Raw genomic sequence first — 15686 nt, 5'->3', positions numbered from 1 at the left:
TTTTAATTATTATTAAATTAAATTTCATAAAAACAACAAAAATTCAAATATTATTTTATAAATAACAATTTATATTTTTTTAAAATTCATACATAATACAAAAAAAACTGGCTAACAGAGTTATTAACTCTGATTTTAATGTTGCTAAAACATACAATAACTAATGCTATATAAAATTATAAAAATTTAATAATTTCAAAATAAAATCAGACTAATAAATAGCCTAGCAATAAGAATTTTTATTAATTGGCTATTTTACAAAAATGTCATTTATAATTTTTTGGTAATCTTACCGATTTTTTATTTGTAGTTTAAAAGACCGCTTTACGAAGTTTATTTATTGTTTTATTTTAAATTCGGTTAATAATTTTATTAACAAAAATAATATTTCTTTACGAAAATTATTAAAAAGTTATTTTTAATAATTATTAACTAATTATAATTTTTTTGGAGGTTCCTATGCGTAATTTGTTGCTAGCAAAAGTTACACTGTCAGCATTGGGGGTTATCTCATGTACCACATTCGCACAAAATTCAACATCGAGTTATTTTAGAATTGAAGGCTCGCATGTTGTCACTATTCCAGTTAAATCAGATTTTGCAGAAACAAGCTCATATGATTTAGAAAGTTTAATGGGAGTAAAAACAATAACTCTCATGAAAATTACTCCCACCCAAGAATTTTTACAAAAAAATGCAAATGCTGTCGCACAAATGATAGCTGCAGGTGGAGAAATTGATTATAGCAAAGGAATTAAACCTTTTAAAAATTCAAAGAATTCCGTTGATCTCGGAATGGAAAATGTTCCCGTTCTCGATCAAGGCCGCCATGGTACATGTGTTACCTTTGCAGCTACGGCGGCTCTCGATGCCAAACTTAAAATTGGCGATTATATAGATCAACAATGCAGTCTTGCATTGAATAAGTATTTAGGAAATGATTATTGGAATGGAGCATATGATGCAACAGAAATTCTTGCGCCATTGAAAGAACACGGAATCATTCCAAAAGGAAAATGCTTTGGTGTCAAATATGCTAATCCAAATCAGACCGTAGATACTAAAACTTATGAATCAAAAAGTATCAAAAATTATTCCGATAAGTTTTCTTATGAATTTGTTAAAAAAGCAAATTTAAATACTGTAAAAAGTGCTCTAAAAAATGGTTACCGGGTAGCCATAGGAACGGCACTCACAGCTACAAATGACCCCATTTCAGTAAACGGTTTCAATGCCATAATTCAAGGCGATGACACTTCATACCGAGGAGGACTTTGGGCCTGTCAGCAAAAAAGCAGTACAACAAATTACTGTAAAGAACAGAATGCCGGTCACGAAGTCGTTGTTATTGGTTATGATGACAATCAACAACTCTTAAAAATACGCAATTCATGGAGCACAAAAGCCGGCCAAAATGGCGACTATTATATGACATATTCCTTCTTTAATGCAATGGCTCTTGATCATACAACAGTAAAATAAATGAAATGATAAATTTGATTTTTTTATTTAATTAAAATTAAACAGGAGAATTTATGCGGAATTTTATTTCAACTATTGCTCTTTCTTCATTGGCAGTATTAACAATAAATGCTTATGCAGAAACTTCAGAACATTTTGTTTTAGATGGTTCGCACACGGTAACAATTCCATTAAAAATCCAAAATGATGCCAGAGCTTTAAGCAGCTTTGAGTCATTGACAGGTGTAAAAACAATCCAACTTATGAAAATACATCCTACTGCAAAAATGATTGAAAAAAATAGACAAGCACTAGATGAAAGTGAAATAAACGGTGGCGAAATAGACTATAGCAATGGAATTATTCCCTTTTCTCAATCGCCAGGGGCTGTTGATTTAGGCATGGCAAATGTCCCCGTTCTTGATCAAGGTTCATATGGAACTTGTGTTACTTTTTCAAGTACGGCAGCACTCGATGCCAGACTTAAAATCGGTGATTACATAGATCAGCAATGCTCCCTCGCACTTAATAACGCTTTAGGTAACAACTATTGGAATGGTGCTTATGATGCTACCCAAGTTTTAGCTCCCTTAAAGCAACATGGAATTGTTCAAAAAGGGAATTGCTTTGGTTCTCAATATCCAACTCCTAATCAAAAAGTTTCTGCAAACGACTATAAAAAAGTGAGTGAAAAACACTTCTCGAAGGATATCAATTACGTTTATTATAAAACGGCTTCTCTCAATGATCTTAAGGCGGGTTTAAAGAAAGGCCATAGATTTGCTATCGGCTTTGCTCTTGCAGATAATGGCGACCCTATTTCTGTCAATGGATTTGATATGAATGTGGGAGGAACCCCCACTTCAGGAGGTTTGTGGGCTTGTCAACAACCAGAAAGCGATACTAATTTCTGTGGTGATCAAAACGCAGGACATGAAGTTATTGTCATTGGTTATGATGACAATCAACAACTTTTAAAAATCCGTAACTCTTGGTCTGATCAAGTCGCTGATAACGGAGATTATTATATGACTTATACTTTTTATAAAGCAATGACCGGAGACCAAACTGAAATCAAATAATATTTCTTTTTATTCCAGGTTTAAATAATATTCTTTTATTCTTTTAAGCGCGAGCCTGCTGCAAATCCCAGGCTCCGCATTTTCTTTATCCCAAATAGAACCTTCTTTATAATCCAAAGAACTTTCTGCTAAAGGAACAAAACCGCTTTGCCAAAACCAATTTAAACGTAAGCGCGGATTTCCTAAAAGTTCCGCTGAAGGCCGCCATTCAATATGTTTTTCGACAAATTGATCGGGAGGGTAACGTAACTGTAATGTCTTATATCTCTTTTTTACGACAGATTGGGGAGACCAAATTTCAATACCTAAGCAGGATGCCGCTTTTGAGGGCGAAAGATTTTCTGCAGGCTGTGCTGAAGACCATTCACTGCCAATTTCTTCACAAGGTGTTTTTCCCTTTGGAATTAATTCTAAGCGAAGCAATTTTATTTCACTAGCAGCTCGTCTTCTTGGGACAATAACATTTTCTTCTATCTTTTCTTCGTAAAGTGTGGTCATTATCATTTACCTTTTTAAATACAAACTGCTACGGATATATTGGTTCAGCTCTTCATTTTTCTTTGATACTTTAACGTTGCTTTCTAGATATTGAATTAAAATTGCAAAAAGATTTTGAAATTCTTCCTCGGAAACATCGCATTTATTTTGATGAACAACGCGATTTTCAAAATCTGGTGGGAATGTTTCAGGCATTTGAAATGTTGTTGCGATATCAGAAAGATGATGTGAATCCATGTTATTCGGTAAAATTTTTCTAAAGAAACAAATTGAAAAAACCAGGGAAAGTAACAAATGATGTTCTTGAGAGTAACTCCACGAAAATGATTTTAAAGAAGCAGAAGGATCAAATGTAAATTTCCATTCAAAAGATTTTTGCTTTAAAAAACTCAATAAATCTTTAGAAAACTCATAACCCATAGCACTACGAACAGTTTGCAATAGCAAATGAGAGGAAAGATCTTCAGAATTGAGTTGAATGCGCGATTTTGCGAATCGCTCTAATAAAGGTAAAACTGCATCACAATAACGATGCCTGCTGACCGATGCAGGTAAAAATATTTTTTGTAAACCAGAAAGCAGCACCCCAGAAGCAGCATCAATTTCTGATAGAATATCATCAGATAAGCTTTTATTGTTTAATAATTTTGTAATCCATTCCTGAAAATCACAGAATGATTCTAAGCACCATTGTGCGAGAGAGTCTCTGCGAGAATTCATTTTTAGAGTCACTTTTTCAAAAGCTTCTTCAGTTTTTTTATTATGAGAACTTTGCAATTCATAATAAACTTTACCATATTCCACAGCTAAAATTGAATTTAAATGCTCCCAATCGTCTAGTAACAGACATATTTCACGCTGTACCGTCCTGATTCGCGCAAATAATTTTCTTTCATCAATATGATTATCAAATTCGGATAATCCACAAACTTTTGAAATAGGCATGCACTTGGGTTCATGAGCTCCCGCATCAATAGAGCCAAACCGAATTCCATCTTCGCATAACGAAACCGCAAAATTATGTTTATTTTTAGTTAAAAAAACAGAACCCATTCCATCTATTTCATAAAAATGAACAAGTGTTCTAAATTGAAAATTTCTATCATTTAAGCCGAACCAGTAATATAAGGATAAATTAACTATTTTTTCAATTTCATTTAAAATGATTACAATTTCATTTTCGTCAAAATCTGCCAAACCATTTTTTGAAAAAATATTTATAAAATGATTTACAATATTTTCTGACGTTTGTTTAGCGCTATTTTCAATATCATAGGTATTGATTTTCTTTTCATCAATTTCTGGCATACCACGGTATAATGATAAAAATCTTCTAAATTCAGGAAATTGAATAGGTGCAAGCAAATATTCTTCAAATATAGAGAAACTATCTTCAATTTCATTGATAATTTTATTTATAATTGTTTTTTGCATTACTCTATTTTCCTTCTAATAAAGCAAGCAAATTGGATTCAATTTGTTCTATTTCTAAATCATTTTCAATACCCTGTTGCGCTTTATAAAGTAACTCACCATATTGATTTAATATTTGTGAAATTTTTAAATACTCTAATGAGCTTGAGTCTATTGTTAATAAGTATCTTTTTGCTCTTAATATGATAGCATTTATGATACTGTTTTCACTACTCTGAGTTTCTTGTTTTGATTCTTTATTAAGAGACTTCTGTTTTCTTCCGAAAGGAAACGATAAAACTTTTTTCTCTTCTTCATAAATATTATGGTTCTGAATTTCAAATTTGTTAGAGTCGTATATATCATCAACAGCATTTTCAGTATTTTCTTTTGAAAAATGCGAAGATTCTTCTTTTGATAAAGAAGTCCAACCTTTGACTTCGCCCGTTCTACTATCAAATTGAGCCTTTGCTTCATTCTGGGTTCCTAATTGTCGCGCAAAAACTTGAACCATACCATTCACATCATAAGTTAATTGAATTTCACAGCGCGTTCCTTTAGGACAGGGTTGTTCCAAAGCAAATAAGAAAGAACCAATCAATCGATTTTCACCAACGGTATCGCCGTCACCTTGAACAACGACAACATGAACAGCGTGTTGATTGTGATATATTGTATTAAAAAACTCAGAACGTCTTGCAGGTAAAGCACTATTTCTATGTAAAATAGGTGCTACATATAACAATTTCTGCAATTCTTTATTAAATTCTTCTATACGCGATCCTAATTTTCGATGCAATTCTTGTTCGGAAATAGGATAAGGAACGCCAAATTTTTTTGCTACAATTTTAAAATTTTCATTAATTGATTCCGTATTTTCAACAACACCAATACCTAGTGTATGGCTGCAAACATCAACTAAAATGGTATCAGGCTGAATTCCTAAAATAATAGCGGCTTGCAAAGAGGCTCCCCAACTGACGGCCAGATCGGGCTCCAAACGAGCATCAACCAAACAGTTAAAATAATCAAAAAGCATTTTACGTACGAGACTTAAACGAGTGCTTCCCCCCACAAGTAATATGCGTGAAATATATTTAGGACTTCTTTTAGCAGCATGCATTGCACTTTCAGTTAAAAATAAAGTACGTTGCAAAATAGGTGCTACAATGCTTTCAAATTGCTCTCTAATTAATTCTAAATGAATGCTAGAGCCTTTACCATCTAAATCAGAATTAGAAATTTGAGCAATACCTTCAATTTGAAGTGTTTTTTTAGCCGCTTCCGCATGAACAAGAAGATTGCGATATAGCTCTGAATCTTTTGATGAGCGTCGCGCTACAAGTTGCGGATGTACTTTTGTAAGTAGTAAATTAGCAACAGCTTCATCAATGTCGTCACCACCTAACTTAACATCACCATCACTGCTTAAGACATTAAAAATATAACCGTCTCTATCAACAATACTGACATCAAAAGTCCCGCCACCAAAATCAAATACGGCAAGAGTTTCTTTTTCTATTTTTCTATCTTCAGGCATCATGCTATAGGCTAACGCCGCCGCGGTAGGTTCATTCACAATTCGTAAAACGCGTATTCCTACTTTTTCTGCGGCCGCAATCGTAGCAAGTCTTGCGGCATCATCAAAATGCGCAGGCACAGTAATGACAGACCAAATTGCTCCAAATTTTTCTTTTTCTTTTTGAAGTTCCGGGTGTTTCACAAGATAGTTTAAAACTAATGAAGCCACTTCTTCAGGTGTGTAATTTTTATTATTTGAAGAAAAAGAGGTATTATTTTTGCCCATACTTGTTTTCGTGCTTTTTATGACTTCAGAGGGCATAGTATCTAATTTCTTTTTAGCTTGCGTGCCAATGAGATCAATATTTTTTTCCGAATCATAAAAAACCATTGATGGAACTAATAAAGAATCCTCATATTTTAAAGTAACAGGATGCGACGCTCCATATGAAAATACAGAAACCACGGAATTTGTTGTTCCAAGATCGATTCCAATTGCAGAAACCTCTTTTGGAAGAGATTGAATTTCTCCTGAATTATACCCCATACTTGATGATAATTCTTTACTCTTTTTCTTAAACTGAAGAACATTCATAAGGCAGACTCCAAGATTTGCAGCTTCATGAGCCGCAAGAATGTCTATTTGATAGACTCTGATTACTATGGCATATTACAGAATGCAAACCGGCTTTGCCGGATTAGATGTAATTCAATTAAGAAGATTGGTTTTTTATATATGCTTAAAACTCGATTAGCAACTGCCGCCGTTTTTTCCTCAATCATAATTTATGTATTGAGCTTTTCACCAGCTCCCCTTTTTTACCCTCTTTTTGTGACGATCACAACTCTAGCCATTTTTCTTTCGGGAACGGAATTTGCAGCCTTACGATGGAATATTATGGATGGATCCACTGCCGTAGAACAACCGCGCCCCAAGCTTAAAGCAAAACATTTTGCCATTGGATTCTCTTATGCCTTTTTAATAATATCTTATTCCGTTTCCAATACTATTTTTGCAAATGATCCGCAAAAAATTCTTATTTTACCTATTAGCTGGACATTTTTTTGTTTTTTTCTATCCGCCGCCCTGATTTATCGAAATGCTTCCGACATGCATACGGCATCTAATAAATTACTAAATGTTATTGCAGGTTTTATTTATCTTGCGTTGCCTGCGGCTTGCCTGACAAAACTTAGCTTGCTCCATTTCGATGGCTCCTATCGCAGTGCGCAACTTTATTTTTGTTTAGCTACTATTTTAATGGGTGATACAGGAGCCTATTTTATTGGCTCTCGTTTTGGAAAGCACAAATTAATTCCAAAAATCTCTCCTAAAAAAAGCGTTGAAGGAGCGGCGGGCGGGCTCTTTTTTAGTGGCATCACAGCTCTTTTGCTCAACTATTTTTTCAATCTCCCTTTCCCCGCTTGGTATGCCATTTTAATAGGAATTTGTATGGGAATCGCAGGACAAATTGGCGATCTTATGGAAAGCGCCTTTAAACGCGCGGGAGGTTACAAGGACAGTGGCAATCTTCTCCCAGGGCACGGCGGCTTCCTTGACCGTATTGACTCACTGATACTCGGTATTCCCGTAGCATTCCTCTTTTTCTCTTTGTACAAATGAAATTTTGACACCTCAAAACTCAATTTACTTCGCTATTCATCCTAAAAATCCGAATCTTATAGGTGATTTCTAAATCAGCTGCGGACATTTCTCAATATTTGGGACGGCTGCAAATAGGGAGCCCACATATGAGTGAAGGAGCGGAAAACCGTAAAGACACGAGGCGCAGTGTCTATTTGGGAGAAGGAATAAAAGTTTACGTTAAAGACGAAGAAGAAAAGCGCTCCATAAATGGAGAAATTACAGATCTTTCTCCATGGGGAATAAATATATATATTATAGATCAAAAGCTTTCTACTTATCCTAAAAAAAGTGAAATCATAAAAATTTATTATATTACAAGAGATAAAAAAAAATGCTGTTCAAAAGGAAGAGTTATTTATATTTTTGAAGAAGTTATTGATGAAGTCAATTATTTAAGATATGGAGTTGAGTTTATCCATGATAATAAATCTGAATCATTACCTAATTTAAAGTCATATGAAATTCCCGAGATTTTTACTCCCCACTGTTGGTGTGATGATCCTTTTTTCTTTCAAGAAAAAATTATTTTTAAAATTCAGAAAATTAATGCTAAAGGAATGACTCTTTTTACTTCTGCAAGAAATAAAACATTACTTCCTAATTTACAATTACAATTAAAAGTAAGCATACCAACATGCGATGAATTTTTAATAAATATTACAGTAACTAGTGTAAATTTCAATAAATCAAATGATAAAGACAAGTACTCCGTAGATGTTAAATTTGAAAATCCTAATTCGAGATTTTTACAAGTAATGGTTGAATATATTCTTTTTAGTGGTGTTGAAGTCACTCCAAAAGAATTAAGAAATGATAATCTTCCTGTTGATATTATTGAAAATAGCTTAACTTATTTCTATGCCAAAGACCCTCCTGAACTTGAAAAAGTAATGATATTAAGACAAAATAGCTTATTTGATGAAGGTATTCATAATATAGATAACGTTAAAGATAAGTATGACGATTATTCAAGACAACTTGTCTGCAAAGTAGGAAGAAAATCTATTGCATGTATTCGAATTATTTTTAATAATAAAGACAAAAATAAGTCTGAAATAAATTCTTTTATTGATGAAATTCCAGAATGGATATGGAATAAAAAATTTGTTGAAATTTCTAAATTTGCCTGGGATAAAGAATTTCGAGAAAGTGATGTTTTTATTAATATGATAAGACAAATTGTTAGAATTGTGATTGAATCGGGGCACACACATATTTTTACAAGCGCGCCTCCTCTGCTTAAAGATTTATATTTAAAAGTAGGTTTCTTGCCTATAAAACTGAATTGGAAGTCAAATTTTGTATCTCAAAAAGACAAAGAATCTACTTTATTACTTGATGCCAAAGGAATTTTAACCGGTGAAGTTGTTATAGAAAAATTTATATGGAATAAAATATATTCAAGAGTCGCAAAATATCTAGGAATATCTCAAGAAGAAAATTAAAAATAGTTACTTAAAAAATGAATTTAAAACTTAACTTTTAGGTGCTTCTGATGGGTGTTGATATACTGCAGGAACGACCGACTTTAATTTATGCTTGTCGCCAATCATAGCTTCGGAATGACCAATAAATAAAAATCCTTTTTTTTCAAGGCAATTAGAAAGCTTAACAACAGTATCTTCAACTATTTTATGAGGAAAATAAATTAAAACATTTCTGCAAAATATAATATCAAATTTATGAGGAAAATAATAGGATTCATTCATTAAATTAAATTTATTAAATTCGATCATATTCCTAAACTTTTCTTTTACTTGAAAACATTCTGGAGGGATTTTTTGATTTTTCTCAAAATATTTTAGAATATGATCTGCCGGTACATTTTCTGTAATTTCAGCCTTATAAATACCTTCTTTTGCTTTCTCTAGAACCTGAGAATTAAGATCTGTTGCAGTTACTTTAACTGTAAATTTGGGTTTATCTGATAAATATTCTAATATTGTCATTAAAATCGTATAAGGTTCTTCGCCTGTACTTGCAGCAGCACACCACACTCGAATTTCATTTCTTTTTTCCTTAACAAGATATTCTTCAACTAACGGCATATTTTTTTTAAGGAAAATAAAATGTTCATTTTCTCTAAAAAAATGGGTTGTATTTGTGGTTAATACTTCTAAAAATTCATTCATTATAACAGCATTTCCTGTTTCTATAAGCTTGATAAATTCATTATAGGAATTGCAGCTATATTTTCTTAATACTTTATGCATTCTATTTGACATTAAAGAATAGCTTTTTTCACTTGTATCCATAAATATTCCAGTTCGCTGGAAAAGAATTTTTGCCAAGGATTCAAAACCTTGTATGTCTGACATCAAATCTTCATGTGTGATTGTATTTTTTTGAGGTGAAGTCGTCAATTTTATTCAAACCCCATAAATATTCATTAATATTCTATAAATCAACATTAACATTATCGACATTTTAATAAAAAAATGAGGGCGCATGTCGAAAATCTAACACAAAAAGAAAGTAACTGCTCAAGCAAAAAAAACAAATACTTAATGTATAATATAAATTGTAAAAGAATTTTTTATTTTCATAAATTTTTGGGGATATATTATGGGGCATTTGAAAGGTCGTCTCGTACTTGTGGTGGATGATGAACCCGATTTAAGAGAAATGCTTGTATCCGAATTGGAAAACGCACAAACAAAAACCTTAGAAGCTAAAAACGGAAGAGAAGCCTTACAAATTGTAAAAAATGAAAAAATTGACCTTGTTATTAGCGATATTCGTATGCCTGGTGGAAATGGAATTGAATTTCTCGATGGCGCAAAAAGCCTAAATCTAAAAAAACCCGTTTTTATTTTTATCACTGCCTTTGCCGACATCACAAAAGAAGAAATTTACGCTCACGGAGCAGAGGGGCTTATTACGAAGCCATTTGATTTACCTAATTTACTTGAATTGCTGGAATGGCTGAGCACACCTCCTATTGAAAGATATGCGTTAAAACCTAAAATTGAAGCCCCAAAGCATATTAAATTGAGTCAACATCAAAATAATTCAACTGAAATTATAATGGGCAGAGGAGGGGCACTTTTACATACAGGTAAAGAAATTCACGAAGCGGGTAGCTACGTTCATTTTCACATTACATTTTCAAATACAAAAGAGCTTGCTGGTATTGGAGAAGTTCTGTGGAACGGATGCGCAAATAATATGGGAGAGTATTGTGCAGGAGTAGAGTTTCGGTACTTTACAGATGAAACAAGGGATTTTGGAATTGAAATATTAGAGCAAAGTACATCAAAAGAATATGTTCCAGAAAGAAAAGAAAAACTTGATATTTAATGTTTCAAATTATTTCTTTTCTACCAAAGAATGAACGTATTCAGCAAGATCTTGCCTGTCTTTTTCATTAGGTATTTGGGCTTTAAAACTCGCCATTCCTGTACCAGCAACACCTTCTTCAATGACTTTAACAATGTATTTCACAGCAGGGAGATTTTCTTTATTAGCATGAAATTGTCCTGTTTTTAAATTAGTTGCTTTCATTGCCTTTCCAGTGGGACTATCAGCAGCTCCATCTGCTCCATGACATAAATTACATGTCATTGTTTCATAAAGTTTTTTGCCATTAGCGACAACCTCAGGGCTCACCGCTGATGAGCCTGCAGAAACAGGAGGGGCAGAAGATGCGGCAGGCGCCGAATTTGAAGCACTCTCACCTCCCGATCTCCCAAATTTTAATAAATCATAGCGATAAAGAACAATCAAAACGACAGCAATGGAAACAAGAGTCGTAGCCAAAAGAACGCGAGCAGGAGCTTGCACGGTAATCCCCCTTAAAGTAACAAAAAATAAGATAACAAATTCAAAGTAACAAACAATTTAAAACTAATTCAAAGCCGTCTTTAAAGTCGCTTCTAATTGCTGTGGATTGACATCAATAAGCCTGCCATTGAGATAAAATGTAGGCGTTCCTTTAAATCCAATAGAAGAATTAAATTGATTTTGAACTTTTATCAAATGTTCATTAGCTTCATTTGAGGTCAAACATGATGAAAAAGAAGGCACATCTAATTTTGCTTGTTTAGCAATTTCTATGCTCTCATTGTCAAATGCTTTTGTAGGTTCCACTCCCGCAGGAGGCGTTGCTTTAGAAAAGGAAATTTGAAAAGCGAGAGAATGATAATCTCTAAATTGCTTGCCACCTTGTTTTGTAGCACAAAACGCACCACGAGCCAACGCCCCACTTAATCCTTGCGGGTTTAACGGATAAGTCACATTAACAAATTTTACTTTAGATGAAAAATCATCATAAATTTTTTCAATAACTTTTTCTGTTTCTCTACAATGTGCGCATAAATAATCGGATACTTCAACGAGAACCGTATTGGAGTTTTGATTTCCACGAACGGGATAACCAGCTAAGTCTAACTTAACAGGCGGTGATAAAGGAGCAGATAAAAGAACTTTAATCCTACCTGTGCTTTCCAATTCTTGAATTTTTCTCATAATGGCTTCGTTCATAGTTTGCTGCGTCATTTGCATTTGCAATTGACTTTTTACCTTATCAAAGGATTGCCCACCAAAAACGCCATTGCCCATTTGTGCTACAACTTTCTCATAATATTGTTTAGCATCTTGCTCCGAAACAGGGGCTACAGGCAATAACTCGTCAATTTTAGGCAGTTCCGTTGGACTGATTTTTTTTCCGGAATCATTCGCTAAGGCAATGCGCGCCGCAACCTGGCCAGCAAAATTCTTTTCGGCATTATAGATGTTTGATTGAAGCGTGAAATAGTCCATTCCTGCTTCACCAGGTAGAGATGTCGTATCCCATGTTTTTCCGTCAACAGATAAAATGGGCTTTCCCACCACGGCTGAAAGATCGGCCGCTTTTTTATTATTCTTAGAAATCATGACGCCTGCTGTCGCTAAAGAGCCGAGAAGCAAGCCTCCCACAAAAAAACCTAAGACTTTAGCCGTACTCGTTTTTGTTAATTTATTTTCTTCCATAAGTTCAATATCTCCAATAGGTTAGAGGGGAGCATACAATTTTATCAAATGGGAATCCAGTACCCTGCAAAAATTAAAAATCAATTTTAAAACAAATCAATTTCCTCAGTGTCATCCAGTTCCGAATGCAAAGTCAGGAGTCTTTGTGGTGCAATATCCTTTATTGTTTTTGCAGCCACCAAGGGAATAATATAAAACTCATCCACTTCATCCAGGGGTCTGCCAATTCCCAATTTACCCCGAGCAAGCATTTCTCTTTGCCAAACTGTTACCATAACCTTTCGAACTTTACTATTTTCTTCAAAATAATAAGGTTCAGATGCTTTGCTATCATTTAGACAATTGCTATTTAATATTTGTCTTGCTCTATAAAAGTATTCTCTTTGTTTAATTAAAAGATCACGTTGCTTATTAAGATCTTTATCAAGCTCTTTACGCTTAATAGCTTCTTGTTCAATTTTCTCAATTTCAGATAGTTTTTCTGCATTCAAAACATCTGCAAGTTGTTTGTTTTTTTTTGCATCATGATCTTGCTTTTTAGTCATGGCATCGACTTTTTGGGCCTGTTTTTTTGAAACGAGCCCCGCTTTTAAAAGCTGATCCCTCAAGCTCATAAAATGTACCTCCTTCTCTTCATCCTTCACCTGACTTTACCCGATTGTCAATTTGGACGAGACGCACTATTTCATTATCAAAATGCGAAAAATACAAGTTTTTAATGAAAATCTAAAATAAGTTATCCACATTGAAAGTGGATAACTCGCCTTCTGACAAAAGACTTATGCCGTCAAAATGAGAACTTCAATGGTATGCCGTTTTATATGGCAAAATAATATTGTTGTCTTTTTTACATTTTTTTCAAAGCTTACCAAAGGACTTAGCATGGAATATCTAAACTTTTTAACAATCAATAGTTTCATCACTATTCCGCTTCTTTTATTTATAGTATATCGCCTTGAAAATTCTATAAAAAAAAAGGAACTTTCATTAAAAATAGAGAGTATTGAAGAGAAAATTTTAAAAACCTTAAAAGAAGAAATCCGCAATAATAGAGAAGAAAGCTCCCTCAGCTTAAGACGAACAAGACAAGAATTATCTGAAAATTTAGCTCTCCTTTTAGGCAATTTAACTCAAAATAACAACCAAGCCCTCAAAGACGTCCGCGAGACTGTAGAAAAGCAGATGATGCATATCCGGAGAGAAAATGAGACAAAATTAGAACAAATGCGCGTCACAGTTGATGAAAAATTACACACGACATTGGAGCAAAGGCTAAACGCATCTTTTCAATTGGTTGGCGAAAGACTCGATCAAGTCAATTCTGGAATTGGGGAAATGCAAAGAATGGCTTCTGATGTAAATAGTTTACAGAAGATACTAGGTAATATTAAAACCAGAGGGGTTTTTGGAGAAGAGCAATTAGATAGAATTTTAAGCGATTTCCTTACTCCTGAACAATTTGAGCGCAATGTCAAAACCAAAAAAGCAAGCTCCGCCTATGTCGAATTTGCAGTGAAATTACCGGGACAACAGCATGATAGAACCCCACTTTGGCTCCCTATTGATGCCAAATTTCCCATGGAAGACTATCAAAAAGTTTTAGATTTAAGTGAACAAGGAAAAATTGAAGAAACAAAGAATTCTCTTAAACAACTCGAATTAAAAATAAAACTCTTTGCAAAAGACATTAAAGCGAAATATATCGATCCTCCATATACAACCGATTTTGGCATATTGTTTTTGCCAACAGAAGGATTGTATTCAGAGGTTCTTAGGATTAATGGATTGCAAGAGTTTCTGCGTCGTGAGCATCAGGTCATAGTGACAGGCCCCGCAACTTTAGTTGCTTTGCTCAATAGCTTACAAATGGGATTTAGAACTCTGGCTGTAGAAAAACGTTCTGACGAAATTCGTAGATTGCTGACCGCAGTGAAAAAGGATTTTTATAAATTTGCTGAGTTGCTTGAAAAAACGCAGGAAAAACTTGATGACGCAAGTAAACAAATTGGAGAGGCCTCACACAGGTCAAAACAAATATCTAATAAGTTAACTAAAGTTGAAATGATACCTCAAGAAGGACAAATAGGAATTTTAAATATCAATGGAGAATAAAGTGGATAAAAAAGATAGATTTAAAGATAAAAAATCTGGATTTCAAAAAAAAGAAGGCCATAGAGCAGATGGATTTTATAAAAAAGATTCCTTTAAAAATAGCGCTCCAAAAAAAGAGTTTTTTATAGGTAAAGAAGAAACAGAAACGGAGATTGAAAACGAAACAGAAAAAAAAGAAAGACATGGGGAATACAGAAAAATTCCAAAAGCCCGCAAAAATGTAGAAATGAAAATATGCGGAATCCATTCTTGCAAAATGGTATTTGACAAAAGGCCACAAGACATTATTCGTGTTTATATTACCGAAGAGAACATTAAAGATTTCAATAAAATATTAAAATACTGTGTCGATAAAAAGCTTGCTTATCGCGTGATCACCAATGAAGAAATTATGAAAGTTTCTGAATCAAACCACCACGAAGGTGTTTGCTTTTTAATTAAAAAGAACCCTACACAAAATTATGAAGACTACTTAAAAGATCAGAAGCAAAATGCCAAGGTATCCTGTGTTGTTGCTTTGGAAAATGTACAAAACCCTCATAATCTGGGTGCGATTATGCGGGTTTGTGCAAATTTTGGTGTTCAAGCTATTTTAGTTTCTCATACGGATTCCGCAGTATCGGGAGCTGCGTACCGTACTGCTGAAGGCGGAGCGGAGTATATTAAAATCATTACGACCGATAATTTTGAAAAAGCTGTACGTGCTTTTCGTTCCCATGATTACAAAGTATTAGCAACTTCCAGTCACACCGGTAAATCAATTTATGAAGAAAATCTGCCTCCCAAAATGCTTGTCATTTTTGGCTCTGAAGGAAATGGCATTACAGCATCTCTTATGCAGGCTGGCGATAAAACAGTGAAAATTCCAAGTACAGGCAATGTAGAAAGCCTAAATATTGCTTGTGCCGCCAGCGTTGTTTTAGCGGAACATTGGCGCGGAAACAAAAAGTAACTTGAATTCAATATCTATACATTAATTT

Annotated in this window: 14 protein-coding genes; 7 read left to right on the top strand and 7 right to left on the bottom strand. The window is 33.9% G+C overall.

What is annotated here, in order from left to right:
• The first annotated feature begins 459 nt into the window (after positions 1-459).
• A complete protein-coding gene (locus AXG55_RS04300) occupies positions 460-1482 on the top strand; it encodes a C1 family peptidase (RefSeq protein WP_148696900.1) in 1023 nt (340 codons plus the stop codon).
• 53 nt (positions 1483-1535) lie between these two features.
• Entirely contained in the window at positions 1536-2543 is a 1008-nt protein-coding gene (locus AXG55_RS04295; RefSeq protein WP_148696899.1) for a C1 family peptidase, read from the top strand.
• A 9-nt stretch (positions 2544-2552) separates the two neighbouring features.
• Here the strand turns inward: AXG55_RS04295 and AXG55_RS04290 are convergent, their stop codons facing one another.
• The 3 genes from AXG55_RS04290 to AXG55_RS04280 are packed head-to-tail and all read right to left on the bottom strand — an operon-like array spanning position 2553 to position 6570.
• Positions 2553-3041 (bottom strand): hypothetical protein, encoded by a 489-nt coding sequence (locus tag AXG55_RS04290; RefSeq protein ID WP_148696898.1) that lies wholly within the window; start codon positions 3039-3041, stop codon positions 2553-2555.
• Positions 3042-3047: 6 nt separating this feature from the next.
• Complete coding sequence (locus tag AXG55_RS04285; protein WP_148696897.1) at positions 3048-4475, bottom strand: hypothetical protein; 1428 nt, start codon at positions 4473-4475, stop codon at positions 3048-3050.
• Between the two features lie 4 nt (positions 4476-4479).
• Positions 4480-6570, bottom strand: a complete 2091-nt coding sequence (locus AXG55_RS04280; protein WP_148696896.1) for an Hsp70 family protein — start codon at positions 6568-6570, stop codon at positions 4480-4482.
• 141 nt (positions 6571-6711) lie between these two features.
• On the opposite strand from AXG55_RS04280, the gene AXG55_RS04275 reads away from it, so the two are divergent.
• Together AXG55_RS04275 and AXG55_RS04270 are read left to right on the top strand one after the other, a co-directional pair.
• Positions 6712-7599, top strand: coding sequence for a phosphatidate cytidylyltransferase (locus AXG55_RS04275; protein ID WP_233231370.1), 888 nt, complete (start codon positions 6712-6714; stop codon positions 7597-7599).
• 128 nt (positions 7600-7727) lie between these two features.
• Positions 7728-9068 carry a hypothetical protein gene (locus tag AXG55_RS04270; RefSeq protein WP_148696894.1) on the top strand — a complete coding sequence of 447 codons (1341 nt, stop codon included), beginning with the start codon at positions 7728-7730 and terminating at the stop codon, positions 9066-9068.
• 30 nt (positions 9069-9098) lie between these two features.
• Here the strand turns inward: AXG55_RS04270 and AXG55_RS04265 are convergent, their stop codons facing one another.
• Positions 9099-9986, bottom strand: a complete 888-nt coding sequence (locus tag AXG55_RS04265; protein WP_148696893.1) for a CheR family methyltransferase — start codon at positions 9984-9986, stop codon at positions 9099-9101.
• Positions 9987-10188: 202 nt separating this feature from the next.
• Between AXG55_RS04265 and AXG55_RS04260 the strand changes: the two genes are divergently transcribed.
• Positions 10189-10923, top strand: a complete 735-nt coding sequence (locus AXG55_RS04260; RefSeq protein ID WP_148696892.1) for a response regulator — start codon at positions 10189-10191, stop codon at positions 10921-10923.
• A 9-nt stretch (positions 10924-10932) separates the two neighbouring features.
• On the opposite strand, the gene AXG55_RS04255 is transcribed toward AXG55_RS04260, so the two are convergent.
• From AXG55_RS04255 to AXG55_RS04245, 3 genes are all read right to left on the bottom strand, one after another.
• Entirely contained in the window at positions 10933-11406 is a 474-nt protein-coding gene (locus AXG55_RS04255) for a c-type cytochrome (protein WP_148696891.1), read from the bottom strand.
• Positions 11407-11469: 63 nt separating this feature from the next.
• Positions 11470-12594 carry a DsbA family protein gene (locus AXG55_RS04250; protein ID WP_148696890.1) on the bottom strand — a complete coding sequence of 375 codons (1125 nt, stop codon included), beginning with the start codon at positions 12592-12594 and terminating at the stop codon, positions 11470-11472.
• Between the two features lie 86 nt (positions 12595-12680).
• Positions 12681-13208: a DUF2058 family protein gene (locus AXG55_RS04245; protein WP_148696889.1), complete on the bottom strand. Its 528-nt coding sequence runs from the start codon at positions 13206-13208 to the stop codon at positions 12681-12683.
• Positions 13209-13476: 268 nt separating this feature from the next.
• Here AXG55_RS04245 and AXG55_RS04240 point away from each other — a divergent pair, with 268 nt between their 5' ends.
• Positions 13477-14706, top strand: coding sequence for a DNA recombination protein RmuC (locus AXG55_RS04240; RefSeq protein ID WP_148698807.1), 1230 nt, complete (start codon positions 13477-13479; stop codon positions 14704-14706).
• Position 14707: 1 nt separating this feature from the next.
• On the top strand, positions 14708-15658 hold the full coding sequence (locus AXG55_RS04235; protein ID WP_233231369.1) for a tRNA/rRNA methyltransferase: 951 nt from the start codon (positions 14708-14710) through the stop codon (positions 15656-15658).
• The last annotated feature ends 28 nt before the right edge of the window (positions 15659-15686 follow it).

It is taken from the genome of Silvanigrella aquatica, from assembly GCF_001907975.1.
Lineage (GTDB): Bacteria > Bdellovibrionota_B > Oligoflexia > Silvanigrellales > Silvanigrellaceae > Silvanigrella > Silvanigrella aquatica.
Note: the sequence above shows the minus strand (reverse complement) of the source record. Positions and strands in the feature narration are given on the sequence as shown.

Coding starts and splice junctions, on each gene's coding strand:
- AXG55_RS04290 (WP_148696898.1), bottom strand. CDS start 3,041: ATGACCACACTTTACGAAGAAAAGATAGAAGAAAATGTTATTGTCCCA.
- AXG55_RS04295 (WP_148696899.1), top strand. CDS start 1,536: ATGCGGAATTTTATTTCAACTATTGCTCTTTCTTCATTGGCAGTATTA.
- AXG55_RS04240 (WP_148698807.1), top strand. CDS start 13,477: ATGGAATATCTAAACTTTTTAACAATCAATAGTTTCATCACTATTCCG.
- AXG55_RS04285 (WP_148696897.1), bottom strand. CDS start 4,475: ATGCAAAAAACAATTATAAATAAAATTATCAATGAAATTGAAGATAGT.
- AXG55_RS04275 (WP_233231370.1), top strand. CDS start 6,712: ATGCTTAAAACTCGATTAGCAACTGCCGCCGTTTTTTCCTCAATCATA.
- AXG55_RS04270 (WP_148696894.1), top strand. CDS start 7,728: ATGAGTGAAGGAGCGGAAAACCGTAAAGACACGAGGCGCAGTGTCTAT.
- AXG55_RS04260 (WP_148696892.1), top strand. CDS start 10,189: ATGGGGCATTTGAAAGGTCGTCTCGTACTTGTGGTGGATGATGAACCC.
- AXG55_RS04280 (WP_148696896.1), bottom strand. CDS start 6,570: ATGAATGTTCTTCAGTTTAAGAAAAAGAGTAAAGAATTATCATCAAGT.
- AXG55_RS04245 (WP_148696889.1), bottom strand. CDS start 13,208: ATGAGCTTGAGGGATCAGCTTTTAAAAGCGGGGCTCGTTTCAAAAAAA.
- AXG55_RS04250 (WP_148696890.1), bottom strand. CDS start 12,594: ATGGAAGAAAATAAATTAACAAAAACGAGTACGGCTAAAGTCTTAGGT.
- AXG55_RS04300 (WP_148696900.1), top strand. CDS start 460: ATGCGTAATTTGTTGCTAGCAAAAGTTACACTGTCAGCATTGGGGGTT.